We start from the raw sequence: 25036 nt of genomic DNA, 5'->3' as shown, positions 1-25036 counted from the left end.
ATGTAGGACGCCTTCTATTTAGCTTTGCGTTTCCGGAAGCGCAGACGCCCTGTTTCCTCCGCCTATTCGCCCTCGTCCTTGGCCATGCCGCGGTCGAGCGGACGGCGCGGAGCCAAGACGCCCGGCGGCGGGGGCGGCGCAGGATCCGAAAGGGCCCATCGCGCGGCAAGCTCGCGCGTGCGGATGACGGCAAGCTTGCGGAAGAGAAGCTCGAACTTCGCCTCCATGTCCTTCAGGATCGCGGAGCGGGCGTCGTCCGGCAGCGACCAGATCTCGCGCTTGTGCGGACCCATGGCCTTCTTTCGACTCTTGTAGACGAATTGCTCCTCGGTGTCCGAGGGCTTCCGCTCGTCGGCGCAGTTCGCCTTCGTCCACGCAACGACCTTCTGGCGCAGCGGCTCGGGGAAGGCCGGGTGGTCGAACAGGAGGTTCTGGAAGCCCGTTGCGAGGTGGATCTCGGCCGCGCCGGCCGCGGGGAACTTGTCGAAGAGGTCCTCCGGCAGCGTCGAGGCGCCGTGCTGCACCGCGCCGGCCATGCCAAGCTCGCGCGCCTGCCGCGACAGCGTCTCGAGCGCCGAGAAGTCGATCTTCACCTTGGCGATCGTGCCGTCGGGAAGGACGACGCCGCCGTGGCTCGATCCCGTGTTCACGCTCACCTTCGAGAGCCCGGGCCGCGCGCCGGCGGGCAGGCGCTCGAGGAGCTCCTCGACGTAGGCGGAAAGCTCCTCGGGCCGCGAGTTGCCCTTGCCGACCTCGCCGATCTCGCCGCCCACGCCGATCGTGACGCCGGGCGGCTGCGCGCCGCGGACGTGCGCGGTCATCTCGGCCGTGAGCGTTGCGTTCACGCGCTGCTGCTCGCGCTCGGTGGGCTTCGAGAGATCGACGAGCGTGGAGGCGTCGATGTCGATGTTGCGGTATCCGCCCGCGAGGCTCTCGTCGATGAGCGCGCGGATCGCGCTCTTCTCGGCGTTTGGGTCCTTCGGGTACTTGGAGGGGCTGAACTGGTAGTGGTCGCCCTGGAGGAACAGCGGTCCCCGGACGCCTTCGCGCAAGGCCGCCGCCGTGACCACCGCCGCGTACTCGGGCGGCCGCTGGTCCGTGTAGCCGACCTCGCTTCGTGCAAGCTCGAAGATGAGCGTGCCCACGGACAGCCGCGAGGCGGCGCGGAACGCCGCGCGGGCCACGTCGTAGGTCGGGCCGCGGACGTTCACGGCGGGAACCGTGAAGTTCGAGGGGACCTCCCCGCGCCCGCGCGCCGCGTACAGCTCGTGGATCGACGCGGAGCGGAGGCCGGCCTCCCACGCGGCGGCGCGAAGAAGCCATCGCGCGCGGTCGCGTGCAAGCGTGTCGGGCGAGAAGACCGCCGTCCAGGCGAGGCGGTCGCAGACGTCGCCGCGCAGGCGCTCCTCGTTGGCGACCTTGACGCGGCCGTCGGACACCGCAAGCGCGGGGCGGATCGCGTCGTCGAGCTCGGTGAGGTTGCGCGCGACAAGACTCGTCATTTCCAGGCCTCCGCAAGCGGGGCGAAGCTGCGCTCAAACTCGGAAGCGTCCATGCCGACGGCCGCGGCAAGCTTCGCGATCCGCGGCTGCGCAAGATCGGCCGGCGAGAGCCGGGCCTCCAGGCGGCGAAGGTTGCGGTACGTCTCGTCGCTTGTGTCGACCAAGCGCACGCGCGTCTTTCCCGTCGCAGGATCGCGAAGCGCGTCGAGCGGAACCGGCGTGGCGCGCCCGTTCTGGATCGTGATCATGGCGTGGCCGGAGCCTTCCGCGAGGAAGTCGACGGCCGCCGCGCCAAGGCCGCGCGTGTAGGCGACGTCGTAGGCCGACGGGTCCTGGCAGCGAAGCTCGTAGCCGATCTCCTTGGCCACGAACGTGGCCTTGCGCCCGCGCTCCAAGAGCCTCTGCGCGAGCACGTCCTTCACGATCTTGCCAAGGCTGATCTCGGAAAGGCGCGGGTGGCCGTGCTCGTCCCGCTCCACGTTGCGAAGCTCCTGCATCTCCGAGGGATCCATGCGGTCCAGGAGCCCTTCGGCCATGACGACGACGCCGTAGGGCTGCCCGTCCGCGACGCGCTTTGCAAACGCCGCCTGGACGCGCGCCACCACCCCTTCGAGCTTCACCTTGGCGCCGAACTCCTCCGGAATGAGCGTGAGGATGGCGCCCGAGGATTGGCCGATGCCCAGGGCCAAGTGGCCGGCGGAACGGCCCATGGCCGTCACGAGATAGAACCGGCGCGTGGTCCGCGCGTCCTCGGCCAAGTTTGCGACAAGCCGCGCGCCAAGCTCCCTCGCGGTGGTGAAGCCGAACGTGGGAACGCCCGGCGGAAGCGGAAGGTCGTTGTCGATCGTCTTTGGGACGTGCGCCACGCGCAAGCGGCCGCCGGCTGCCGCCGCGACCTTGGCGGCGGAGGTGGCCGTGTCGTCGCCACCGATCGTCACGAGGCCGTCCGCGCCCAAGGTCGCCAGAGATTTGACGACCGCCTCCAGGTGCGCCGCGTCCTTCGTGGGGTTGGCGCGCGACGTGAAGAGGATCGAACCGCCGCGCGTCTCGAGACCTTCCACAAGGGCCGGCGAAAGCTCCCGAGCGCCGTCGGTGATCCCCTTCATGATCTGGGAGAAGCCTTCGGGAATCCCGCAAACGCCCAAACCCCGGTCGTGCGCGCGGCGCGTGACCGAGGCGATGACGCCGTTTAAGCCGGGGGCCGGGCCCCCACCGACCAGGATGGCAAGCTTGCGCATGCGGCGGGAACAGGGTTTCCCGGGAAAGGGTTTTCTGCGGCCCTTGGAACAGACGGCGACGGCAAAGCTCATATCGCGCCTCGTCCGGTCGTCCGCCATGCGTGGCAAGGTTGGCATTCTCGCGGCGTTGAGCATGGTCGTGGCCGGTTGCGTGGGCGCGCCGCAGGAGGACCTATCCTCCGCGTCGGTTGTGCAGCCGCTACCCGTCGACCCGTCCAGCGTGGCCCATACGCTTGCGGGCGTGGCCGCCGTGCCCGAGGCGTTCCAGAGCCTCCGCGTGCGCCTTGCGCTCACGGGCTACAACGGAGCGGAGCCCACGATCGGCGTCACGTCGGACGGCACGATCTTCGCGACCTCGAGCGTCCCGACGGCCTCGGCGGCCGGCCGAGCGGCCACCCTGCACCACCAGCTCGTGCGCTCGCGCGACCACGGCCTCACGTGGGAACCCGTCGGCGACGTGGTCGTGGGCCCCAAGGCAAACCTCGATCCCTGGATGTGGGTCGACCCCATCACCAACCGCGTCTACAACGCGCCTTTGTACGTGGTCTGCACCTGGGCCTCCTGGAGCGACGACCTCGGGCAGACGTGGACGGCAAATCCGCTCACGGGCTGCGGTCCCCCGGCGCACGACCACCAGAAGCTCACGACCGGGCCGCCCCCGCCGGGCGTGACGACCATGGGCTACCCGAACGTCGTGTACTACTCCTACAACTCCTTCCGCGACGAAGGCACGTGGATCTCGACCTCGCTCGACGGCGGCCGTACGTGGTCGCTGGGCGGCGTGGCGCACCCGAGCGACTGCCACGCCGGCGTCGCCGGCCCCGTGGCCGTCGGCATCGACGGGACCGCCTACTCGCCGAAGCCCGCCTGCAAGGGGGCCAACGTGGCCGTGAGCCGCGACGGCGGCAGGAGCTGGGAGGTCACGGGGCGCATCGACGACTACGGCATCCAAGAGCCCCTGGCAGTGAATCCGCACATCGCCACGGACTCGGCCGGCAACGCCTACCTCGTCTACCCGGGCCTCGACAACCTCCTCTACGTTTCCGTGAGCACCGACGCCGGGCGGACGTGGAGCAAGCCCATTCGCGCTTCGCCCCCGCAGGTCACCGGAACGGTGTTCTCGGTGATCACCGCAGGCGAGCCCGGCCGCGTTGCGATCGCCTACCTCGGAACCGACGCCGACACCTCCCGCTGGGGCGGAAACGGGCATCCACCCTCGCCCGAGAACGCCGACGAGTCCACGGTGTGGCACTTCTACCTCACGATGAGCGAGAACGCGCTCGACGCGGACCCGCTGTTCGTGAGCCAGCGCGTCACGCCCGAGGACGATCCCGTCCAGATCGGCTGCGTGTGGCAATCCGGCGGCGGCAACCCCTGCCGCAACCTCTTGGACTTCATCGGCATGACGCAGCACGAAGGACGGCCCTACGTCGTCTTCGCGGACGGCTGCGACCGGTGCACGAGCGCATCCGAGAGCCGGCTGCGACGCGTCACGGTCGCCATCCTCGAGGACGGGCCAGGCCTGCTGGGCGGGACACTGGAAGCGCTCGTGGGCGCCGTGGCGCCCTAGGCCTGCGCCGATGCGGCACCGAAACGGCCAGGCGCCTTAGCTCTTCGACGTGACGTGGATCATGCCCCAGGCCGCGGCGGCCGTGAGCACGAACACGCCGGCGATCCACACCGGTGGCAACGGGTAGTGGGCCGAGGCCGCCATGAAGAAGATCATGGGGAACGAGAAGACCGTGTTCACGCGGCTTGCCAGAAGCGCGGTCTTGCCCCACGCGGGCTCCACCTTGCCGGCCGTCTCCGTCGCCTCCAGGATGCGGCGCTGGTTGGGCCAGATGACGAACCATACGTTGAACCACATGACGATCGCAAGGGCCATGCCGGCGGTGATCGTGAGGCCCGCAGGGCCAAGAAGCACCCCGGCGTTCTGCGTGATGGGGTAGAACTTCGCGTCGGCGAACAGGAGGCCAAGGCCCGCCAGGAGGGTCAGCATGGCCGACCAGCGGAACCAGAAGAGGGCGCGCTTGATGAGCTTCGTGAGGTGCACGCTCTTCACCTGCGCAAACGCCTCCTCCTTCGTGTAGGGCACGTTCACGAAGTTGAAGAAGTACAGGAGGCCGATCCAGAGGATGCCCGCCACGATGTGGACCCACCGGTAGCCGATGGAGAATTCGGCTGGGGCCGCGTCGTAGACGCCCGCCAGCACGACGAGGTCGCCGATGAGGAGGATCGTTGCCGCCGCCATGACGATGTACATGGCCGGCGCCGAGGGAGCGAACTTGGGCTTCGTCGCCGAAGCGGTCGCGGTTGCCATGGAGCCACCCGCGGCGGCAAACGCGCGACGTCCTCTTAAGCATGCCCAGATTGCGGCATCGCGAATGGGCCGCCGTCCGCCCGGGGTTTCCTGCCTGCTGAAGGTTTTTATACCGGACCCGCCTTCGTCGCCTTACTCCAGGACGCAAGCCTGGACGCTCGTGGAATCGCCTCCGGCGATCCCACCGCGTCCCTCGGCTGCGCCTCGGGAGGCCAATGAGGTCGGACGACCGAGGCTTGCCTCGTTTTTCCGTCCAAGGAAGTGAACCCATGCCGCTGCACGTGCGATTCGAAGTTCCGCAGGATCTCAAGGACAAGGCGTACCAGGCCGTGGAGGCCGCCCGCGACTCGGGTCAGGTCCGCCGCGGTACGAACGAGGTGACAAAGCTCGTCGAGCGCGGCGTCGCCAAGCTCGTCGTCCTGGCCGAGGACGTCTCGCCCGAGGAAGTCGTGGCGCACCTGCCCCTCCTGTGCGAGGAGCGCGGCGTCCCCTACACGTACGTTCCCTCCAAGCAGGAGCTCGGCACGGCCACGGGCCTCAAGGTCGGCACGGCCGCCGTCGCGGTCGTGGATCCGGGTCGCGGCAAGCCCATCGTCGACGAGCTTGCGGCGAAGTTCCAAGAGCTTCGCAAGCGGTAGGTGGATGGCGATGCCCGAGGACGACGAAAACCAGAGCATCCCCTCCGAGGTGGTCGAGATCATCGGCCGCACGGGCATGACGGGCGAGGCGACGCAGGTCAAGGTCCGCGTGCTCGAGGGGCGCGACAAGGGACGCATCATCACGCGCAACGCCATGGGTCCCATCCAGCTCGGGGACATCCTCATGCTGCGCGAGACGGCCCGCGAGGCCAAGAAGCTGGGCGTGAGGTAAATGCCGGAACGCAAGGAATGCGCCTTCTGCGGGACCGTGATCGAGCCGGGCACGGGACGCCTGTTCGTCCGCCGCGACGGCACGCGCCACAACTTCTGCACGGAGAAGTGCCAGAAGAACCTCCTGAAGCTCCGCCGCATCCCGCGCAACATCAAGTGGACGCGCGCGTACGTGAAGGGAACGCCGCAGAAGCCCGCCGCGACGGCCGGCGCCACCGAGGCGCCGCCGACGCCCAAGGCGAAGTCGGCCGCCAAGCCCCGCGCCGCGGTGGCCCCGAAGAAGTAGGTGGACCCGATGGCCGGCATCGAACGGACCTTCGCGATGGTGAAGCCCGACGGCGTGCAGCGGGGCCTCGTGGGCGAGGTGCTCGCCCGCTACGAGCGGCGCGGCCTCAAGATCGTGGGGCTTCGCCTGATCCACGTCGACCGCGCGCTCGCCGAGCAGCACTACGCCGAGCACCGCGGCAAGCCTTTCTACGAGGGCCTCGTGCGGTTCATCACAAGCGGCCCCACCGTGATCCTCGCCGTCGAAGGCAAGAACGCGGTGCAAGCCGTCCGGGAGACAAACGGCGCGACCGACCCGCTGAAGGCAAGCCCGGGCACGATCCGCGGCGACTTCGGGACGGACATCGGCCGCAACGTCGTGCACGGCTCCGACAGCCTCGACACGGCGCGCCGCGAGCTTGCGCTCTACTTCCCCGAGAAGGAGCTTCTCTCCTACACGCGCGTCGACGAGGCGTGGACGAGGGAGTAGCGCGTTTCGGCCGGCGCACAAAGGGCGCGCGCCAGCGCAGGGCAAGCCTCCCGTCGGTGGATCAGCGGCTCGACCATTGCTGGCAGTACGTCGAGGACCGCCACTCGCCTTCCGAGTTCTTGTACCAATAGCGCTTGCAGTTGTAGCTGTACGTCGTCCCGTCCTGGCATTTGCCGGCCCAATAGTGCTTGCAAGGGGCCGTCTGCCACGCCGAGGCCGCGCCCGAGAGGGCAAGGACGCCAAGCGCGAGCACCACCACGATGCCGGCTGCGATCGCTCGCTTCCTCAAGCTCGACGGTCGGCTCCGTTCATCCATCCGAAGCGCGCCGAGCCTCGGCCGCGCGCGCGGAGGTTCCTGATTTTTCCACATGGGTTGAAGGCCTCCCACACCTACTTGACCGCCGGCGCCGAGCCGCCGCACGGGTCGCCCGAGCCCGTCGTGTTGACGCAGTGGTCGCCGATCGGCAACGTGCCGCGGTAGTGCGTCGAGCAGCCTCCCGACCCGCACAGCGTGATCGACCCCGCCTCGGCCGCGGGGGCCAGAAGAACGGTCGCGCTCAGAGCGGCCACGACGAGGATCGCAGCCGCCGCCCATCGAGTTCCAAGGTTTCGTTCCGACATGCGTTCACCGGGCCGGACGCGGAGGGCGGGCTCTTGGGCGTTTTCGAACGAGGCTTGGAAGGCCCCCAGCCGGGGCGACGTTTCCAACGACCGCACGAAAAGGTTTAAGCCGTCTCCAGCCGCCGGACGGGGGGGAGAGCATGATTGGGACAGGCTTGGGAGGACCAAGGACCGCCGGCCGCTGGCGCCGGCCGCTCCGGATCGCTCTTGGCGCCGGCTTTGCCGTGGCGCTTTGCCTTGCGGCCGCCGCCCCCCCGGCAAGCGCCTTCGTCGATCCCGCTGTCCGCGCCCTCTGCGAGGACCAGTTCGGCTGGCAAGCCTGCGGCAGCTGCCAATACCACGTCTTCGGGTCTCCTCAGTACTTCATCTGCTCGGCCCAGACCGGCCCCGTCCTCTGCACGGTGGGCGCCCACGCGAGCACCACGTGCGTCGCGATCGTGTTCAGCGGCGCCGTCGCAGAAATCACGAACGTGTACGGTTGCGTAGGATCGCCCAAGCTGCAAAGCGGCGAGTGCCCGTGCAACGGGACGTACATCAAATGAGAAGAGTCGCGCGCGAGCCGGCGGCCGCCGGCGCGCTTCTGGCCGCCGCTCTCCTTCCGCTTCTGGCGTCGACCCCCGCGGCCGCGCTCGACCCGTGCGAGCCCTGGCGCGCCGCGGGACTGGACCCGCAGCCCTACCCCGTGACGGTGCACAACGTCCACGCGACCGCCGATCCCAAGACGCTCTCGGCCGCGTGCGCGATCGCCATCGAGAAAGCGGGCGAAGCCCTCGCAACCGAACCGCCCGCGCCGGCGGTCGACGAAACCAGCCTTGACGCGCCGGGCGCCGTGCAAGGCGCGCACGACGCGGCGACGGAACTGCTCCCCGACGAGGAGGGCGAGATCGCCTGGGCCGCCGGCACCGACGCAACGAACACCCTCGACGGCGAAACGCTTGCGGTAGACCTCGACGCGGTCACGGCAGGCACGCTCGTGGCGGCCTGCGCAAGCTTCACCTCCTCGAGCCTTCCCGAGCCGGCCAACGTCTGCGCGCGGGCGAGCCTCGCGCCCGAGGCGCCCGCGAACGGGCCGGCGCCGGCGCCAACGTCGGCCATCGCGCCCGTTGGGTCCAACCACGACGACCCGACGCCGACGCTTGCCGCACGGGCGGGAACCGATTCGGCCGCGTCGACGAACCCCGCATGGATCCCCCGCCCGCCCGCGCCCGCCACATCCCGTTCCCCCCTCGCGTCGGCGGCAACGCCCGCGTTCGCGCACGCGCCCTGGGAGCCGCCCTCGACGCTCCTTGCGATTGCCGCGGCGATCGCGGCCGCGCTCATCTCCCTCCTGCACCGCCTCCACCGCGACGGGCGCGTGTTCGAGAGCGACCTGCGCCAGCGCATCTACGGATTGGCCGTCGCGCACGGGCACGTGACGGCGACGGAGGTCGCGCGCGCCATGGACGTGCACAAGGCGACCGCGCGCTACCACCTTCTCCTCCTCGTCGACCACGGCTCGCTCGTGCCGCGGCGCGCCGCCGGCCGCACGATGTTCGTGCCCGCCGGCGACCCCGCGTCGGAGCGGGAGCTTGCCGCGCGCGCGATGCTCGCGCGCGAGCCGGCGCGCCGCGTCCTTGCGGCGCTTGCGCAGCGGCCCGCGGCAAGCGTGCGCGAGCTTGCCGCGGCGACGGGTCTGCCCGCGAGCACGGCGCACTGGTACGCGAAGCGGCTGCGCGCGGTCGGGGCGACGGAACCCGCCCCGGTTTTATGACCCTAAAAGTCTCGACCATCGAAGTCATGTATTTGTACTCGCGCTGCCCTGCGCGCGTTCGGCGGCTCGCGTTGGTGCCCGCCGCCTTCGGCGGCGACCAACGCTCGGGCGCTTGGAAGCTCGCTCTTTGGCCTGCGGCCAAAGTCGCTCGCTCCCGGCGCCGCCGACTCGGCGCTGCGCAAAGTATGTGAACTCGCGCGGGCGTGCCGCCCGCGCTCGGGCGCTTGCGGCGCCTGCGGCCCAAGCGGAACCGCAAGGTTTCGCGGGGCGCCGAGGAAGCTTCGCTTCCTCTTGCGCGCCTCGGCGCCGCCGGTTGCTCGCTGCGCTCGCAACCGTCGGGTCCATGGTCTAGTCGGTTATGACGGCGCTCTCACACAGCGCAGATCACCGGTTCGAATCCGGTTGGACCCACTGCAAGCGGGCGAGCGACATGGTCCACACGCACGTCGTCAAGGGGAACCCGATGGCCAAGGGGAAAATCCAGGGGCAGGGGCTTTTCACGCACCTGTGCCAGGCCCCGCCTCCCCTTGCCATCGAGCCCGTCTGGTTCGGGAAAACGTGCAAGTGCTGCGGGGCCGTCATCGATTGACGGCCGTGGCCCTAGCCACCTATCCACAACGTTTATCAGGTTGCTTCGTGTACGGCGGACATCAGCCGCCGGGCGCGGCCCAACGCCCCCGGACTGATTAAAATACGAACCGATAAATAATGTTTGGGCCTTTCGACGACGATACCAAAGCGAGGGAACCCGGATGGCAAACACCATGAAACGCATCGTGCTTTCCGCCTTGGCCGTTGCAGTCGTGACGGTGGCTTTTGCCCCGTCCGCGCAGGCCCAGGGTCTGGCGCCCACCTGCGACACCACGACGGCCGTCCGCATCACGGCCCACCAGGCGCCCATTCGACCCCTTTCCGGCTTTGCGATCCTCGAGGTCGACGTCACGTACTCCTGGTTCAACACCCAGAACGCGGCGAGCTTCACGGCCTCGAAGATCAGTCTCACCGTCGAGACGAACCAGGCTTGGACGATCGTGACGATCAGCCCGTCGAACCTTTTCCCGGTCGTGACGCCTTCGACGAACGCCGGCACGGATTCTGGCTCCAAGACCGAGAAGGCCGAGCTGTTCGTGGTGACGACGGCCGACGCGCCGGCCTTTACGCCCGGCAACATCAAGGTCAAGGCCAACGCCGACCGCAACGGGTGCCTTGGATCCTCCTCCGGTGAGGCCGAGACGACCGTGCAGGCCGACTTCTTCAGCATCATCGACGCCACGACGCCGACCACGATCCAGAAGAGCGGCCCGCAGCAGCAGGTCGTCTTCCCCATGACGGTCACGAACTACGGCAACGCCAACACGAAGATCTTCTTCGACGTGCTCTCGCAGCCCGAGGGCTGGCAGGTCGTCCCGCCCTCCGAGGTCATCCTCGAGGCCCGCCAGCAGGGCGGCAAGGCGACGACGAAGACGGCCAACATGGTCGTCCAGACGCCCTGGCGCAACGGCTACCTCAACGAGGTGGGCGCCGTCACCATGCGCATGACGAGCAACTACGCGCTCGACACGAAGGTGCCAGGTGACCGCGCCACGATCTCCTCGCTCACGACGGTGATCGGGTTCTACGTGCCCGGCATCGATACGCTGCTGCTCGTCGGCGGCGTGGGCGCGCTTGCGGTGGCCTTGAAGCACCGGCGCCGGGACGTCTAGGCGGCGATCCCGTGCGCGCGAAGGGCGCGGCGGTCCTGCTCGCGGCCCTGCTCCTCCCCGTGGCGATTCCGGAGGCCGTCGCGCAGCTTCCCTCGGCGTCGGCTCCGCTCGTGCAGGTCATCCTCTCCGCGGAGCTCGGGGCCATCACGGTGCCTCGCCTCGGGAAGAGCGAAGTGACGCTTCGCATCGAGGACCTCACGCAGGTCACGCCGGGCAACACGCTTCCGAGCCACGCCACGACGCTCACCGCGCGCATCCTAGGCGAGGAGACGGACGGCTGGGCGGCGACGACGGGCCCGGGAACCGTGTACACGCAGCCGGGCGAGACCGCGCTTGCGACGCTCTCGGTGCTCGCCGGCGCCACGGTCAAGAACCCGTACGTGAGCGTGCGCGTCCACGCGCTCACGCAGGCGATCGACCCCAGCAGCGGCAACGTCTTTGCGACGTACGAGAGCGAGGACGTCGTCTTCGTGCAGCTCGAGCCGTACTACCAGGGCTTGGCGCTCATCCACGCCACGCCCCAGCGCGTGGGCCCCTACGAGATCGTCACGTACCCCGTGACCGTCACGAACGCCGGCCCCTACCCGGACACCTTCACGCTGCGCGCCTTTGCGAGCAAGCCCGGCTACCTCGTCTCCATCGTGCCGCGCGTGACGCTGTTCCCCGGCGAGACGCGCGAGGTGCCGCTGCAGGTCGTGACGCCCAAGGACCAGCTGTTCTTCGGCGGCGAGGCGGCCACGATCTCGGTCGAGCTCTCAAGCGCAAACGATCCCTCCTTCGTCTTTCCCACGAGCACGGTGGTCTCGGTCGAGGGCTTCTACGTCCCCGGCTACTGGTGGCCGCTCGTGCTCTTGGGCGCCATCCTCGCGGGCCACGCGGCCCACCGCGGCTTCGACCGCGCCCAGCGGCGGCGCCTGGAGGAGGGGCGGCCCCCGCGCGGCCTCACGGAGGCCGAGACGCTGGAGCTCGAGGCCCTGCGACTTTCCGAGCCGGCGGCCTACGAGGCCAGGCGCGCGGAGCTCCTCCAGACCCGGCGCGCGCGTTGGCAGGTGTGGCGCGAGCAGCGGGCCAAGCGCCGCGCCATCCTCGCCGCCATGCGGGCCAAGCAACGCGAGGAGCGGCGCATCCTCCGCGCGCAGGCGAACGAGCAAAAGCGCATCCTTGCCCAGGCGGAGTACGAGCGCCGGCTCCTCGAGAAGGCCCGTGCGAAGGTGGCCCGGCAGAAGGAGCGCGAACTCGCCCGCGAGCGCGCCGCCGCCGCGAAGGTCGCGGCAAAGGAGTCCGCGGTGCGGCGAAAGATCGATGCGCGCGAGCAGAAGGCCTTGGCGAAGGAGCGCGCGAGGCTGGAGAAGGAACGCGCCGCCCTCGAGGCCAAGCTTCTTAAGGAGCGGGCGCGGAAGGCGGCCGAACTCGAGAAGCAGCGCCGCAAGCTCCTCAAGCGCCTGAAGAAGGAAGGGCGGGCCCCGCCCGACGACGAGTCGGGGTCGCCGCCTTCGTGAGTCCCGATCCAACAAGCGTTAAATCGGCCGGACGGCCGTGGAGAATACGGATGAGGGAGGCCCTGCTCGCCCTGATCTTGCTGGGGGCGCCCCTCGCGGGGTGCTTGTCCAGCGGGCCGCCTTTTGCGCTTGTGGCAAGCGCGCCCATGGTGTCAAACGGGCTTACGGTGCTTGTCGCAAACGCGGGGGGGACCTTCGGCGCCGCCGAGGGCCGGGCCGACTTCGTGGTGCGCTACAACGGCGAGGTCGTCTACCCGCACGGCGGCGTCCGCGGCACGATCGACGTGCGGGACGGCAAGGGCTCGGTCTTCGTGCCCTACAGCCGGTTCGTCGTGGGAAATGGCAACTACGAGGTCGAGGTGACCTTCGAAGGCACCACGCAGCGGCACGTCGCCAAGATCGACAAGTGGGTGAACGCGATCTTCCTGCAGGCCTACTGCGACCAGAGCAAGCAATGCGCCTACGGACCGGCGAAGGTCGCCACCGTGGACGCCGTGCTCACGAAGTCGGCCGGCGACCCCAACGCGCGCGTCATCACGAAGGGCACGCTCAACGTGGACGTGCGGTACCGCGGCGAGCTCCGCCAGTCGAATTCGTACGTGTACGGGTTCTCGCACGAGGTGCCCGGCGACCGCAGCTTCGCGCGCATCGAGATCCCGCTCTCGAAGTTCGCCTCCCAGCGCGGCTGGTACAGCATCGAGACGACCTTCCACAACGAGTACGCGCTTGGCAACACGTGGGTGGGCAACGATCCGCGCATGGCAGCCTCGAACCCGCCCGCCAACTGGATATGGATTGACCGCTAGTTCGGGCGCGTGCGCCCGGGCGTCGTCGCCACCCTGCTTGCCGCCCTCCTGTGGGGCACCTCCTTCCCCGCCATCGATCTCGGGCTTGCCCACGTGCACCCGCTCGCCTTCGCCGCTCTGCGGTTCGCGCTCGCGCTTGCCGTGCTCCTCGCCTTGGCGGCGGCCGTCGGGCGGATGCGACCGGGCCTGTTCGCCTCCCGACGCGTGATCGTTCTTGGCCTCCTCGTGGCGGGAAGCTTCCTCAGCCAGTTCCTCGCGCAGACCCTCACGACGCCCGGCAAGACGGCTCTGTTCGTCAACCTCAGCGTCTTTCCCATCGCGGCGCTCGCCTACGCCATGTACGGCGAGGCGCTGGGCCGCCGGCTGGGGCCCGCCGTCGCGCTCGCCGGCGTCGGCGCGGTACTCGTGGCGACCGGCGGGCGCCTCGAGACGCTGCACGGCGGCACGCTTGCCGGCGACGCCCTGGCGCTTGCCTCGGGTCTTTTCTGGGCGTTCTTTGCCGTGGGCGCAAAGCCCCTGTTCGCGCGCGAGGGCGCCATCGAAACGATCGTGCCGGTCTTCGCGTGGGCGCTTGCGGTCCTCGCTCCCGTGGCCGTCGCCTCCGGGGCTCCGGCGCCCGCGGGGCTTGCGGCGTGGGCGGCCGTGGGGTACGTGGGGTTCCTGTGCACGGCGGCCGCGTTTGCGTTGTGGGCGCACGGCATGCCGGCGGTGGGCGCGGCGGCAAGCGCGGTGATGCTCGTGGCGGAGATCGTGGTGGCCCTTGCGATCTCGCTTGCGCTTGGACTCGAACGTCTCTCCCCCGCCACCGCGCTGGGCGCCGGCCTCGTCCTGGCGGGCGTCGGCCTTGCCTCGCTCACAGGTTCACGTACAGCCGATTCGCGACCGTGAGGAAAAGGGCCAACGCAAGCAGCATCAGCACGAGCCACAGGCCCGCCCGCCACCGGAGGATCTTCGCCCCGTCGAGGACCGAGACCGGCAGGAGGTTGAAGGCGGCAAGCCCGGCGTTCACCATCACCAGGAGCTCGAGGAACGTGCCGTGAGGCGCCCCGGCGAGCGCAACGCCGCGTCCTCCTTCGGCCACGAGGAACGGGAACGCGAGGAAGGCGATGGCGAGGTTGGTGGCCGGGCCCACGACGCTGATGCGCCCGTTGTCCTCGACCGTGGCGTCGCCCACGATCTGCACGAAGCCGGGCAGCGCGAAGGGAAGCGGCGTCGGTTGCGCGACGTTCACGGCGCCCACGATTCCAAGCCAGGCCCACTGCGCGCGGTACTCGGCCCACAGGTAGTATCGCTGCGCGACGACCTTGTGGGCAAGCTCGTGGAGCACGAAACCCGTGAGGACGATGACGAGCACGGGCGGCAGGACCGCGACGTAGCGGTTCCAATCGAAGGGCCCCGCCCGGGGGCCTCCTCCCAAGGGCTCGTTCGTGAGGAGGTGCGGCGTGTTGTTGACGATCGCAAAGCCGAAGATGCACGTCAGGATCGCGACCGAGCCCACGAGGTGGACGATCTCCTCGAGGCTCGTGGAGATGCGCGGCTCCGGAAGATCGTCGAAGGCAAAGGCAGCCGGCGGCGGCCGCGCGGGAGCCGGCGCCGCGGGTCGAGGGGCCGACGGGCGGGGAGGCCCGCTGCGCAGCGTGCCGGCCACAGGCGGCAAGGGGCGCGCAGGCGGCGTCTCCCGCCGGGCAGGCGGCGGTGAACGGACGGGCGTCGGAGGGTCCGGCAACGGGTCGAGATGGCGGCAAAACAGGGATGAACGCTTCGGTTTCTCCCGGTTGCCGCCCTAGCCAAAGGCGATGGGCAGAAGCGCCGCGGCGCCCAGCCAGAAGCCCACCATGGCGCCCACGTTTGTGAGCGCGGTGACAAGGAGCACGCGCGTGATCTTGTTCCGATAGAAATCCCCAAGCCCGGCGAGCGTGGAGAGCCCCTCGTAGTCGGCGACGGTGGGCTTCCGCTTCTGGAGCTCGACGTACCCGGAGATCCAGCCGGTGGCGATGCCCGGGTGGATCGTGGCAAACCACGCGGTCGAGAACGCGGCCAGGATCGAGTACGGATGGGCAAGAGCCGCCGCCGCGCCAAGGGCCGAGAAGGATCCCGTGACGAGCACGAACATGAGAAGCGCCTCCTGCAGCTTCGCGAGCTTTACGGGATCCGTGAGCGCCCCGTAGCCTAGCCAGGCAAACAGCGCGAGGATCCCGATCGCAAGGCCGTAGCCGATCGCCTTTCCCCACGGAAACCGCTCCGGCACGGTCTCCAGGGAGGCGCGCTCGGGGATCGATTCGGGGGCGTCGAGGTGCCGCTGGATGCCCTTCAAGTGGCCCGCGCCCACCACGGCGAGCACGGGACGGCCCTTCGCGCGCTCCCGCGCCTCCAGGATGCGCCCGGCCAGGTAGGCGTCGCGCTCGCGGATGACGACCTCCGAGATCGAGGGCGCCATGCGGGAGAACTCCTCCATCATCGAGGAGAGCACGTCCTCCTTGAGAAGCTCCTCCACCTCGACCTCGCGGCCGTCGGCGTCGGCGCCCGTGAGGGCTTTCAGGAACTCCCAGGCCAGGCGCAGCTTCTCGCGGAATCCCATGCGGGCCCACGCGCGCTTGAGCGTGACGCCGATGTCGCGGTCGGAGAGCTCGACCGACGCGCCGACCTTCTCGGCCTCCTGCATGCCCGCCAGCATCTCGGCGCCCGGCTTCACGCCGTACCTCTCGCCCAGCCGCCGCTGCCAGCTCGCCAGGAACGCCTGCGCCAAAAGCACGAACGCCTTGCCGTCGCGGATCACGTCGAGCAGGGGGGTCTCCCGCCATTTCGGGTCGGAGAGCGCGCGCGCCCGGTGCTCGTCGAGCTCCACGCACACGACGGCCGGTCGGCGCGCGGCGATCTCGCGCCGCACCTCCGCCACGCTCTCGGGGCTCACGTGCGCCGTTCCGACGAGCACGATGTCGCCCCGGTCGACGATCATGACGCTCGCACCCCGCGAACCCTCCTTAAGCCTTGCGAGAAGGGGCCGGGCGGCCGCGCATCAAAGCGGCTATAACCCGTGCGCGCATCGCGATTTGGATGCCGGTCGTCGAGGTGGAACAGCTGGTCAAGCGCTACGGCGAGCTTTCCGCCGTGGACGGGCTCTCCTTCTCGGTCGAGAAGGGCGAGGTGTTCGCGCTCCTTGGACCCAACGGCGCCGGCAAGACCACGACCGTGGAGATCCTCGAGTGCCTGCGGGCAAAGACGAGCGGCCGCGTGCGCGTGCTCGGCCACGACGTGGAGACCCAAGCCTCGCGCATCCGCGAGCGGATCGGCGTCCTGCCGCAGGACTTCAACACCTTCGACCGCCTCACGGTCCGCGAGAACGTCCGCTACTTCCGCGACCTCTTTGGCTCGAACGCGGACGTGGACGAACTCCTCGCCTCCGTGGGCCTCACGGAGAAGGCGGACACGCTCTACCTCGAGCTCTCGGGCGGATTGAAGCAGCGCACGGGGGTCGCGATCGCGCTCGTGAACGACCCCGAGCTCGTCTTCCTCGACGAGCCCTCCACGGGCCTCGATCCCCATGCGCGTCGCCAGGTGTGGGAGCTCATCCGCAAGCTGCGCGCGGGCGGCCGGACCGTGTTCCTCACCACCCACTACATGGAGGAGGCCGCGGTGCTCTCCGACCGCGTGGGCATCGTGCACCGGGGCAAGCTCGTCGCGCTTGACGCGCCTGACGCCATCGTGCGCGCGCACGCGGGCTCCACGACCGTGCGACTGCCGGCCGAGCCGGGCCTTGCCGATCGCGTCGCCGGATGGCTTCCCCGCGCGCGCGTGCGGGTGGACAACGCGCACCTGTCCATCGACCCGGGCGACCATCGCCTGGAGGAGGTCCTGTCGGCGCTTGCGTCGAAGGCCACCCTCGCCTCGCTCGAGGTCCGCACGCCAAACCTCGAGGACGCGTTCCTTGCCCTCACCGGCGAGCGCCTGGGAGGCGTTGGCGCATGAGGCGGGCGCTCGTGGACCTCCGCGCGTCGCTTCGCATCTACTTCCGGAGCCGCAGCGGCGTCTTCTGGACGATCGCCTTCCCCGTGCTCATGATGCTCGTGTTCGGCTCCATCCTGGGAAACGCCGGCGACGACGTCACGCTGGGCTTCCAGGACCGCGACGGCACGCCGGCCAGCCAGGCCTTCCGGCAGGCGCTGGCGGACACCGGCTCGTTCGATTTGCGCACGATCCCCGCCGGCGAGGACGCCGTCGCGGCGTCCCGCCGCGAAGGGTACCATACGGTCGTCGTCGTTCCTCCTGGCTACGCGGCCGCCCTCCAGCAAGGCGAGGCCGTCGTGCGAATCCACCACGACCCGAGCCAGACGAACAGCAACATCGCCTTCTCCGTCGTGCGCGGCGTCGTCGACCGCATGAACCTCGAGCTCGCCGGCGCGCGCTCGCCCGCCGTGCAGCTTGCGCAGGAGTCGCTCGTTTCGAGCGAGCTCTCCTTCGTGGACTTCTTCCTGCCCGGCGTCATCGGCATGACGATCGCGATGTCGGCGCTCATCGGGAACCTCGAGCTTTTCGCGCGCTACCGCTCGCAGGGCATCCTGAAGAAGCTCGCCACGACGCCCATCACCAAGCTCGAGTGGGTCGTCTCGAAGGTGCTCTACCAATGCGTGATCGGCGCCATCACGGCGACGACCATCATCGTCGTGGGCGTGCTCGCCTTCGACGTGCGCGTGTTCTTGAACCCGTTTGCAATCCTCATCCTCTTCTCCGGCACGGCCGCGTTTGCCGGCCTGTCCATGATGATCGCCCGCTATGTGAACGAGCAGGAGAGCGCCAACGCAGCCGGATCGGCCGTGGCCATGCCCATGATCTTCCTGTCGGGCACGTTCTTCCCGCTGGAGGGCATGCCTCCGCTCCTGCATTCGATCGCAAAAGTGCTCCCGCTCACGTACGTGAACGAAGGCCTCCGCGCGGCCATGATCACCCAGAACGCCTCGGCCATGGCCTTCAACGGCGCGATCGCGGCCGCGCTTGCGATCGGCTTCGTGCTGTTGGGGGCGGCGATGACCGACTGGAAAGAGGTCTGACGGGCGCAACCGACTCATTTCCGTGTGGCCGGCCCGATCGTCACCCCTTCGGCGGGGAAACTGCCGCAACCCTTTTTTCGCGTGGGACCGCTCGGGGGGCGGGCGAAAGGAGGTGAGAAGGCTGGAAACCATTGAGTTCAAGTGGCTTGAGAAGCTCGAAATGTCGATCCCGTTGAATACGGTCATGAGCCACTGGCCATCCCCCGCGTAGCCGGGTAGGACGGTCCGGCCGGAGGCATGCCCGAGGAGCTCCTCAGCATCGAGCAGGCCCTCGTCCGCCATCGAGAGCAGGTGCTCGACGCGATCGCGAACCCCGATCTGCAGGGGCTCCTCTGGGAGGCCACGCTCGCGTGCAACCTCGCGTGCCTGCACTGCGGCAACCCCGTCGAGGGGAAGGAAGGCGAAGCCGCGTGGTCGCGGCCGCAGGAGCTCTCGACGGCCGAGGCCAAGGCCATTTTCGAGCAGATCGCGGAAGATTTCGACGCTTCGCGGATCGCCGTCGGCATCACCGGCGGCGAGGCGACGCTGCGAAAGGACCTGTGCGAGGTCGTCGCGCACATCAAGAAGCTCGGCTTCCGCGCCGTGTCGCTCACCACGAACGGATCGCTCACCGCGCGCGACCCCGCCCTCCTCGATCGCCTCGTCGAGTCCGGCGTGAGCCTCTTCACGCTCTCGCTCGACGGCGCCAAGCGCGGCCACGACACGCAGCGCTGCAAGGACGGCTCGTTCGAGGACGTCCTCACGACCATCCGCGCGTTGCGCGAGCGTCACCCGCACGTCGAGGTGACGGTCAACACGATCGTCACGCCCCACAACTGGCACGAGGTTCCCGAGGCCTACCGGCTGGTCTCGGAGCTTGGCGTGCCCACGTGGAACGTGGGACCCGTCTCGCCCGTCGGGCGCGCGCGCGACCCGTCCACGCACCTCACGAACGAGCAGCTGCGCGACCTTCTCGACTGGATCGCCGACCGCAACCGCCCCGCCAACGTCGAGGCAAGCGGCGTCCGAATCTCCTGGATCTGCGACGGGTGGGTGGGCTCGCGGTTCGAGGGACGCGTGCGCGACGGCATCTTCTTCTGCGGCGCGGGAACCCGCATCGCCTCCATCCTCTACGACGGAAAGGCCGCCACGTGCCTCGAGGTCAACCGGAAGATCGGCGTGCAGGGGGACCTCCGGACGGAGCCCTTGCGCAAGATCTGGGACGAGCGGTACGGATGGTTCCGCGGCGAGCGCGCAAGCCGCTTCCGAAAAGGCCCGTGCGAAACGTGCTCCGAATGGGACTGGTGCCAAGGCTCCTCGCTGCACCTGCGGGAAGAGGACGGCACGCTTGTCGAATGCATCTACCACCGCCAGTCGCAGGCCGCGCCCCGCGACGACGGCATCCCGACGGCCGTTGAGACCGCCACGCTTGCGCCCCTCTCGATGGTGGAGCGGGACGACGTGTGGATCGTCGGCAACCCGGACCGCGGCACCTTCGCCGAGATGCCGCCGCTTGCCGTCGACCTCCTGCGCCGCCTGCGCGACGAGCCGCGCGTGGAGACCGTCCGCCGCGCCGTGCGCGAGGAGACCGGGCGCGACGTGGACGTGGGCGCATTCGTGCGCTCCGTGGCCGCGGGCGGATTCGTGGAAGCGATCAACGGGCAGCCGCTGCCCAGCCACCTCGTCCCCCGCAAGCGGCGCACGCTCTTCGACGACGTCGACCCCGCGAAGCTTCGGTGGCTGCGCTCCCTGTGGCTGTGGCCGCTTCTGCTTGCGCCCTTTGCGATGGCCACGGGCGTCATGCTCGCCGATTCCTCCTTCGTCCCGAACTACCGCGACTTCTTCTGGACCTCGTCCTACACGTTCGTGGGCCTCTCCGTCTTTGGCGTCATGCTCCTCATCGTAGGCAAGCACGAGCTCGCCCACGTCCTCACCGCCCGCGCGCACGGCTCGCGCGCAAGCCTGTCCCTGGGAACGCGCATCACCTACATCGCCGTCCAGACCGACGCAAGCGACCTGTGGCTCCTGCCGCGGTGGGACCGCGTCAAGGTCTACGTGGCCGGCATGGCCTCCGACGCGTGGCTCGCCGGCGTCGCCATCCTGCTCTCCTTCCTCGGAACGTACGGAATCGTCCCGGCGCTTGCCGACCCCACGATCGTCGCGCTCTTGCGCCTCACGGCCCTCCTGTGCGTCCTCGTCCTGCTGCTGCAGTTCTTCCTGCACCTGCGCATGGACGTGTACTACATCGTCGCCCACGCGCTGGACTGCCGCAACCTCTACGGCGACGCGCAGGCCTGGCTCAAGCGCCGCCTCGCCTTCGCATGGCCGCGCTGGAAAAGCGTTCCCGAGCCGCGCGTCAGCCCGCGCGAGATGCGCGTCGTCCGCGCGTACGGCCTGCTGCACTTCGTGGGCGTGGCCATCCTCCTCGCCTACTTCGGCTTGCTCATCGTCCCCGCGCTCGTCGTGGCCTACGGTTTTGCGCTGGGCACGCTTGCCGACGCGATCGGGGGGACCCAGTTCCCGACGGCGACGCTTCTGGACGCCTTCCTGTTCGTGGCCATCCACGCGGCCTACTTCGCGCTCCTGGGCGCGCTCCATTGGCGCGACCGGCGCCGCGAGTCGACGGGAATCGTCGCCCGAGCGGAGGCCGACGACCTCACGCGACGGCTGCTGTCGCACCCCGCGCCGCCGGCGATGGCGCGCACGGTGGGCGGCAAGCTCGCGCAGATCGCGCCGCGCACGAACGCCAAGCTGCGCTGACGACGGAATGCGCGGATGTATACGTTTGTATACATACGTATACGTCCTACTTCGTGCCCGCCCTCTCCTCCATGTTGCGGCCAAGCTCGGCGCTGCGCTGCGTCGCCACCTCGACCGCGTCGATGAGAAGGGCGCGAAGTCCGCCCTGCTCGAGGCTGTGCAGGGCGGCGATGGCCGTTCCGCCGGGGGAGGTCACGAGGTCCTTCAGAAGACCCGGGTGCTGCCCGGTCACTTGCGCCATCTTGGCGGCGCCAAGCACCGTCTGGATCGTAAGCTCGGTGGCCGCGTGGCGCGAGAGGCCCATCTTGACGCCCGCGTCGGAGAGGCCCTCGATGATCTGGAAGACGTACATGGGTCCCGTACCCGAGAGCCCGGTGACGGCGTCCATGAGCGCCTCCTCGACCTCGACGGCGATCCCGACGGCCTCGAAGACGTGGCGCGCGACGTCGTAGTCGGCGTCGGTCGCGCGCGTGCCGCGGCAGATCGCGGTGGCGCCAAGATCGACCGTCACGGCGACGTTTGGCATCGCGCGCACGACCGAAACCTCCGGCAGCATGAGCTCGATGGCGCGCGTGGTCACGCCCGCCGCGATCGACACGAGCGTCTTGCCGCGACCCATGGCGGGCGCGATCTCACGCAGCACGCGGTGGGCGATCTGCGGCTTCACGGCGAGGACGACGACGTCGGCCCATCGCGCGGCCTCGACGTTCGAGACGGAGGCGTCGATCCCAAGCGTGCGCCGGATCTCCTCGACGCGCTGCTTGCGCGGGTGGGTCGCCATGAGGTTGTCGGGCTTGGCCCACTTGGCCTTGAGCATGCCACGCAGGAGCGCGGTGCCCATGTTGCCGGCGCCAAGGACCGCGATGCGCTTGGACTCCATACGTCCTCACGTTTGGCCACCCTTCGCAAAGGCTTTCAAGCTGCCGGTTGCTTGCTTGGGCGTGGATGGGATGGATCCCGTAGCCGTGGAGGGCTTCCTCCGCCGCGCCGCCGAGACGGCCGAGGCGATCCGTCGCGCCCCGCGCGTGCACGTCGTCTCGCACATCGACGCCGACGGCCTCACGAGCGCGTCCATCGCCGTCTCCATGCTGCGTCGCGCCGGCATCCCGCACGATCTCGAGTTCGTGAAGAGCATCACGCCCTCCGAGCTCGAACGGATCCGCGCGGCAGCGCATCCCTTCGTCCTGTTCACCGATCTTGGAAGCGGCTCGGCGGACGTCCTCAAGGACTGGACCTGCGCCGTGGCGGACCATCACCAGATGGGCGCCGACTTCGCGACGCACCTCAATCCCCGTCTCTTTGGCTTGGGGGGCGAGTCGTGCTCGGGGGCCGGCAGCGCCTACTTCATCGCCCGCGCGCTCGATCCCGCAAACGTCGACTTGGCCGCGCTTGCGGTCGTCGGTGCGGTGGGGGACCTGCAGGACGCCGACGCCTGCCGCCTCACGGGCCTCAACCGAGTCATCCTCGAAGACGGGCGGCGGGCGGGCGTCGTCGAGTGGCGCCTGGACGCGCGGTGGTTCGGGCGCGAGACGCGGCCCGTCTACAAGATGCTGCAGTACGCCGACGATCCCCTGCTTCCGGGCGTCTCCGGCAGCGATCAGGCGGCCATGCGCTTCGTGCAGGACCAAGGCGTCGCGCTCCGGGAGCGGGAGACGTGGCGACGCTGGACGCAGCTCTCGCTCGAGGAGCGGCGCGCGATCCTCTCGGCCGCGGCCGTCCGCGTGACGCGCACGCGAGGCGCGGCGGAGGCGCGACGCATGATCGGCGAGGTGTACGTCCTCTCGCGCGAGGCGCCGGGAACGCCGCTTCGCGACGCCAAGGAGTTCGCGACGCTTCTCAACAGCACGGCGCGCTACGGGGAGGGCCCGACGGGCCTCGCCGTGTGCCTGGGCGACCGCGACGCGGGCTACCGGAAGGCTCTCTCGCTCCTTCGCGGGCACCGGCAGAACCTCGTGTCGGGCGTCCAGCTTGCGCAGCTCAAGGTCGAGCGCCGCGAGATCGTCCAGTGGTTCGACGCGGGCGAGAGCATCCGAGACACGATCGTGGGCATCGTGGCCGGCATGATGTACGGCGCCGGCGCCAGCCGGGAGCTTCCCATCGTGGGCTTTGCGCGCGCGAGCGAAACGGAGACGAAGGTCTCCGCGCGCGCGCCGCGCGAGCTTGTGCTCCAGGGCGTGGTCCTCTCGCAGGCCGTCGGCGAGGCGGCGCGCGAAGTCGGAGGCTCGGGCGGGGGGCACGACGGCGCGGCCGGCGCGACGATCCCCTTGGGCAAGGAGCCCGAGTTTCTGGAGCGCTTGGAGAGCGTCCTCAAGCGCCAGCTTTCGAAGCCGGTGACGGTTTCTGCGACCGGCTAGGCGCAAAAGGCAAGTCTTATCGTCGGCCCTCGATATTTTCGATCGATGGGATGCCGATGACGGCCGACGCTCTCACGCTACGCGATCTCGTCTCGACCATGAACGCGCTGCGCACGGCGCGCGACCCTTCCGCGCGGCCGATCCTCGCGTGCCTTGAGCCCCTGGGCGTCGGGTTGGCCGAGGCGATCGAGGGCGCCGGTTTTGAGATCTGGGACCGGACGCGTCTCGAAGCCGAAGTCGGCATGGCCGTCGTCGCGCTCGTCGAGCGCGGCGAGGCGCTTCCCTTCGCCCCGGCGTCTCGCGTCGAGCCGCCGCCGGCTCCGGCCGTTGCCGCGGCCGTTCCGGCTCCGCCCGTCGTCGCGCCTACCGACACGATGGCGTCCATCCTCACCTCCGCCGCGACGCCGCCGGCAAAGGCGGCCGCGCAGGCGGCCGAGACGCCTCGACTGGAGGTGTTCGACGATTCCGCCGGCGACGGGCCGGGCTCCGACGCGGGTCCGCTCGTCGCCGCCAAGATCACCCAGGCCGACGCGCGGTCGGCCGCCAAGGCCGCCATGCCGCGCCTGGCACGCCTCGAACCCGTCAAGATCCCGCACCACCTGTACGCCTACGACGTCCGCCTCTGGGGCGCGCCGGACCGGCGCGAGGCCAAGGGGTTCGTCCTCGTGAACGCCGTCTCCGGCGAAGCCGTGGCGCTCGACGCCGAGCCCGCAACCGGCCCGTCGTTCGAGGGGGAGTCGCTTGAGCCGGCGCTGGAGGACGCGCGCGCCAAGGTCGCCGCGCGGCAGGCGGCGCTTTCCGCCTCCACGACCGAGCTCAAGGAGAAGGCGTCCACGAACAACGCCTACATCGTGAGCCGCCGCAAGATCGTGCCCGTGGAGGAGACGCTCAAGCTCGAATCGCGCGGCCTCTGGCTCGTTCCCGCCTGGCGCGGGACCGGGCCGCAGGGAATCCTCTACGTGGACGGCCTCACGGGCAAGGTGCAAAGCGACAAGCGGCAGCGGATCGTAAGCGACGACGCGATGATTATTGAAGGTTAGTTGCGCGGCCGCGAAGCGGCCGCAGAGAAGGAAAAAGAGAGGGGGCCCGGGGGAGATTCATCTCCCCCGGCGCGGAAGTCGTCACGCCCGCAGCACGATCTCGATGTTCACTCCGTCGGGCACCTGGATGCGCATGAGCTGGCGCAGGGCGCGCTCGTCGGCGTCGATGTCGATCCACCCTTTTGCGCTCGCAACGCTCGCGCAAAAGCGTGGACGGAAAAACGGCCCCGCCCTTCGCTATCGCTCCGGGCGGGGGCCGCGGCCTTTGGCCGCGGCGGGCGCGCATCGGAGTCCTACGCGCGGAGAACAATTTCGATGTTGACGCCGTCGGGCACCTGGATGCGCATGAGCTGGCGCAGGGCGCGCTCGTCGGCGTCGATGTCGATCAAGCGCTTGTGGACGCGCATCTCCCATCGCTCGATCGTGGAGGTGCCGTCGCCGGAGGGGGCTTTGCGGACCTGGACGTTCAAGCGCTTGGTGGGAAGCGGCACGGGGCCGGCGATGGAGACGCCGGTGCGCTCGGCGATGGTCTTGATCTGCTGGCAGACCCCGTCGATCTTCTTGGGGTCGGTGCCGGCGAGCGAGATGCGGGCGGTGTGAGCCATTGGGGATTCCTCGATTCCCGAGTTTCTCGCCGACACGGCTCGCGGCGCAACGCCGTCGGGGAGCGGGCCGCCGCACGAGGCGGGGGTCGTCACCCGGGGGGAGCGCCTCGGCCGGCGACCGGCTCGGGCGAACCCCTGAGAGCCGGTGCCTTATATAAGCGTATCGCGGGCGAGCCCGGGGGCGGCTCGGG

At 69.6% G+C, this 25036-nt stretch carries 26 protein-coding genes, 1 tRNA gene and 1 pseudogene; 18 read left to right on the top strand and 10 right to left on the bottom strand.

Translation table 11 applies throughout. From position 1 onward, the window contains the following. Nucleotides 1-62: 62 nt before the first annotated feature. On the bottom strand, nt 63-1502 hold the full coding sequence (locus tag VM681_08430) for a class II fructose-bisphosphate aldolase (protein ID HVL88010.1): 1440 nt from the start codon (nt 1500-1502) through the stop codon (nt 63-65). Then, nucleotides 1499-2740, bottom strand: a complete 1242-nt coding sequence (locus VM681_08425; GenBank protein HVL88009.1) for a 6-phosphofructokinase — start codon at nt 2738-2740, stop codon at nt 1499-1501. Before VM681_08425 ends, VM681_08430 begins: the two co-directional genes overlap by 4 nt. 97 nt (nt 2741-2837) lie before the next feature. On the opposite strand from VM681_08425, the gene VM681_08420 reads away from it, so the two are divergent. Beyond that, nucleotides 2838-4310, top strand: coding sequence for a sialidase family protein (locus VM681_08420; protein ID HVL88008.1), 1473 nt, complete (start codon nt 2838-2840; stop codon nt 4308-4310). A 36-nt stretch (nt 4311-4346) separates the two neighbouring features. On the opposite strand, the gene VM681_08415 is transcribed toward VM681_08420, so the two are convergent. Beyond that, a complete protein-coding gene (locus tag VM681_08415; protein ID HVL88007.1) occupies nt 4347-5060 on the bottom strand; it encodes a urate hydroxylase PuuD in 714 nt (237 codons plus the stop codon). A 269-nt stretch (nt 5061-5329) separates the two neighbouring features. On the opposite strand from VM681_08415, the gene rpl7ae reads away from it, so the two are divergent. The 4 genes from rpl7ae to ndk are packed head-to-tail and all read left to right on the top strand — an operon-like array spanning nt 5330 to nt 6683. Continuing rightward, complete coding sequence (rpl7ae, locus tag VM681_08410; GenBank protein ID HVL88006.1) at nt 5330-5698, top strand: 50S ribosomal protein L7Ae; 369 nt, start codon at nt 5330-5332, stop codon at nt 5696-5698. Nucleotides 5699-5708: 10 nt separating this feature from the next. Next, nucleotides 5709-5930: a 30S ribosomal protein S28e gene (locus VM681_08405; protein HVL88005.1), complete on the top strand. Its 222-nt coding sequence runs from the start codon at nt 5709-5711 to the stop codon at nt 5928-5930. Next, nucleotides 5931-6215 carry a 50S ribosomal protein L24e gene (locus VM681_08400; GenBank protein HVL88004.1) on the top strand — a complete coding sequence of 95 codons (285 nt, stop codon included), beginning with the start codon at nt 5931-5933 and terminating at the stop codon, nt 6213-6215. It begins immediately after the preceding gene. Between the two features lie 18 nt (nt 6216-6233). Continuing rightward, on the top strand, nt 6234-6683 hold the full coding sequence (ndk, locus tag VM681_08395) for a nucleoside-diphosphate kinase (GenBank protein ID HVL88003.1): 450 nt from the start codon (nt 6234-6236) through the stop codon (nt 6681-6683). 61 nt (nt 6684-6744) lie between these two features. Here the strand turns inward: ndk and VM681_08390 are convergent, their stop codons facing one another. Beyond that, nucleotides 6745-6972: a hypothetical protein gene (locus VM681_08390; GenBank protein ID HVL88002.1), complete on the bottom strand. Its 228-nt coding sequence runs from the start codon at nt 6970-6972 to the stop codon at nt 6745-6747. Between the two features lie 101 nt (nt 6973-7073). Then, nucleotides 7074-7253: a hypothetical protein gene (locus tag VM681_08385; GenBank protein ID HVL88001.1), complete on the bottom strand. Its 180-nt coding sequence runs from the start codon at nt 7251-7253 to the stop codon at nt 7074-7076. A gap of 191 nt (nt 7254-7444) precedes the next feature. On the opposite strand from VM681_08385, the gene VM681_08380 reads away from it, so the two are divergent. The 8 genes from VM681_08380 to VM681_08345 all read left to right on the top strand — a co-directional run bounded on the left by VM681_08380 (nt 7445) and on the right by VM681_08345 (nt 13950). Continuing rightward, complete coding sequence (locus tag VM681_08380) at nt 7445-7846, top strand: hypothetical protein (protein HVL88000.1); 402 nt, start codon at nt 7445-7447, stop codon at nt 7844-7846. Beyond that, entirely contained in the window at nt 7843-9054 is a 1212-nt protein-coding gene (locus VM681_08375; GenBank protein ID HVL87999.1) for a helix-turn-helix domain-containing protein, read from the top strand. Before VM681_08380 ends, VM681_08375 begins: the two co-directional genes overlap by 4 nt. Nucleotides 9055-9391: 337 nt before the next feature. Continuing rightward, a tRNA-Val gene (locus VM681_08370) sits at nt 9392-9465 on the top strand. A 19-nt stretch (nt 9466-9484) separates the two neighbouring features. Beyond that, nucleotides 9485-9643, top strand: coding sequence for a hypothetical protein (locus tag VM681_08365; protein ID HVL87998.1), 159 nt, complete (start codon nt 9485-9487; stop codon nt 9641-9643). Nucleotides 9644-9806: 163 nt separating this feature from the next. Further along, nucleotides 9807-10757 carry a hypothetical protein gene (locus VM681_08360; GenBank protein HVL87997.1) on the top strand — a complete coding sequence of 317 codons (951 nt, stop codon included), beginning with the start codon at nt 9807-9809 and terminating at the stop codon, nt 10755-10757. An 11-nt stretch (nt 10758-10768) separates the two neighbouring features. After that, nucleotides 10769-12256, top strand: a complete 1488-nt coding sequence (locus tag VM681_08355) for a hypothetical protein (GenBank protein ID HVL87996.1) — start codon at nt 10769-10771, stop codon at nt 12254-12256. Nucleotides 12257-12306: 50 nt separating this feature from the next. Continuing rightward, nucleotides 12307-13062, top strand: a complete 756-nt coding sequence (locus VM681_08350) for a hypothetical protein (protein ID HVL87995.1) — start codon at nt 12307-12309, stop codon at nt 13060-13062. 9 nt (nt 13063-13071) lie between these two features. After that, nucleotides 13072-13950: a DMT family transporter gene (locus VM681_08345; protein HVL87994.1), complete on the top strand. Its 879-nt coding sequence runs from the start codon at nt 13072-13074 to the stop codon at nt 13948-13950. Here the strand turns inward: VM681_08345 and VM681_08340 are convergent. Continuing rightward, the gene (locus VM681_08340; GenBank protein HVL87993.1) at nt 13916-14788 is read right to left on the bottom strand and encodes a M50 family metallopeptidase; all 873 of its coding nucleotides are present in this window, start codon (nt 14786-14788) and stop codon (nt 13916-13918) included. The genes VM681_08345 and VM681_08340 overlap by 35 nt on opposite strands. 57 nt (nt 14789-14845) lie before the next feature. Next, nucleotides 14846-16018, bottom strand: coding sequence for a TraB/GumN family protein (locus tag VM681_08335; GenBank protein HVL87992.1), 1173 nt, complete (start codon nt 16016-16018; stop codon nt 14846-14848). A 98-nt stretch (nt 16019-16116) separates the two neighbouring features. On the opposite strand from VM681_08335, the gene VM681_08330 reads away from it, so the two are divergent. From VM681_08330 to VM681_08320, 3 genes are all read left to right on the top strand, one after another. Continuing rightward, nucleotides 16117-17028 (top strand): ABC transporter ATP-binding protein, encoded by a 912-nt coding sequence (locus tag VM681_08330; protein HVL87991.1) that lies wholly within the window; start codon nt 16117-16119, stop codon nt 17026-17028. Then, nucleotides 17025-18107 (top strand): ABC transporter permease, encoded by a 1083-nt coding sequence (locus VM681_08325; protein ID HVL87990.1) that lies wholly within the window; start codon nt 17025-17027, stop codon nt 18105-18107. The genes VM681_08330 and VM681_08325 overlap by 4 nt, the downstream gene beginning before the upstream one ends. 237 nt (nt 18108-18344) lie before the next feature. Further along, nucleotides 18345-20846, top strand: coding sequence for a radical SAM protein (locus VM681_08320; GenBank protein HVL87989.1), 2502 nt, complete (start codon nt 18345-18347; stop codon nt 20844-20846). Nucleotides 20847-20892: 46 nt separating this feature from the next. Here the strand turns inward: VM681_08320 and proC are convergent, their stop codons facing one another. Next, entirely contained in the window at nt 20893-21726 is an 834-nt protein-coding gene (gene proC, locus VM681_08315; protein HVL87988.1) for a pyrroline-5-carboxylate reductase, read from the bottom strand. A gap of 70 nt (nt 21727-21796) precedes the next feature. On the opposite strand from proC, the gene VM681_08310 reads away from it, so the two are divergent. Next, nucleotides 21797-23200 carry a DHH family phosphoesterase gene (locus tag VM681_08310; GenBank protein HVL87987.1) on the top strand — a complete coding sequence of 468 codons (1404 nt, stop codon included), beginning with the start codon at nt 21797-21799 and terminating at the stop codon, nt 23198-23200. A 50-nt stretch (nt 23201-23250) separates the two neighbouring features. Beyond that, nucleotides 23251-24240: a hypothetical protein gene (locus VM681_08305; protein HVL87986.1), complete on the top strand. Its 990-nt coding sequence runs from the start codon at nt 23251-23253 to the stop codon at nt 24238-24240. Between the two features lie 81 nt (nt 24241-24321). Here VM681_08305 and rps10p read toward each other — a convergent pair. Together rps10p and rpsJ are read right to left on the bottom strand one after the other, a co-directional pair. After that, nucleotides 24322-24414, bottom strand: a pseudogene (gene rps10p / locus VM681_08300) (30S ribosomal protein S10). Nucleotides 24415-24533: 119 nt separating this feature from the next. Beyond that, a complete protein-coding gene (gene rpsJ / locus VM681_08295) occupies nt 24534-24845 on the bottom strand; it encodes a 30S ribosomal protein S10 (GenBank protein ID HVL87985.1) in 312 nt (103 codons plus the stop codon). Between the last annotated feature and the right edge of the window lie 191 nt (nt 24846-25036).

The organism is Candidatus Thermoplasmatota archaeon (genome assembly GCA_035541015.1).
In the GTDB taxonomy this organism is placed as follows: domain Archaea; phylum Thermoplasmatota; class SW-10-69-26; order JACQPN01; family JAIVGT01; genus DATLFM01.
Note: the sequence above shows the minus strand (reverse complement) of the source record. Positions and strands in the feature narration are given on the sequence as shown.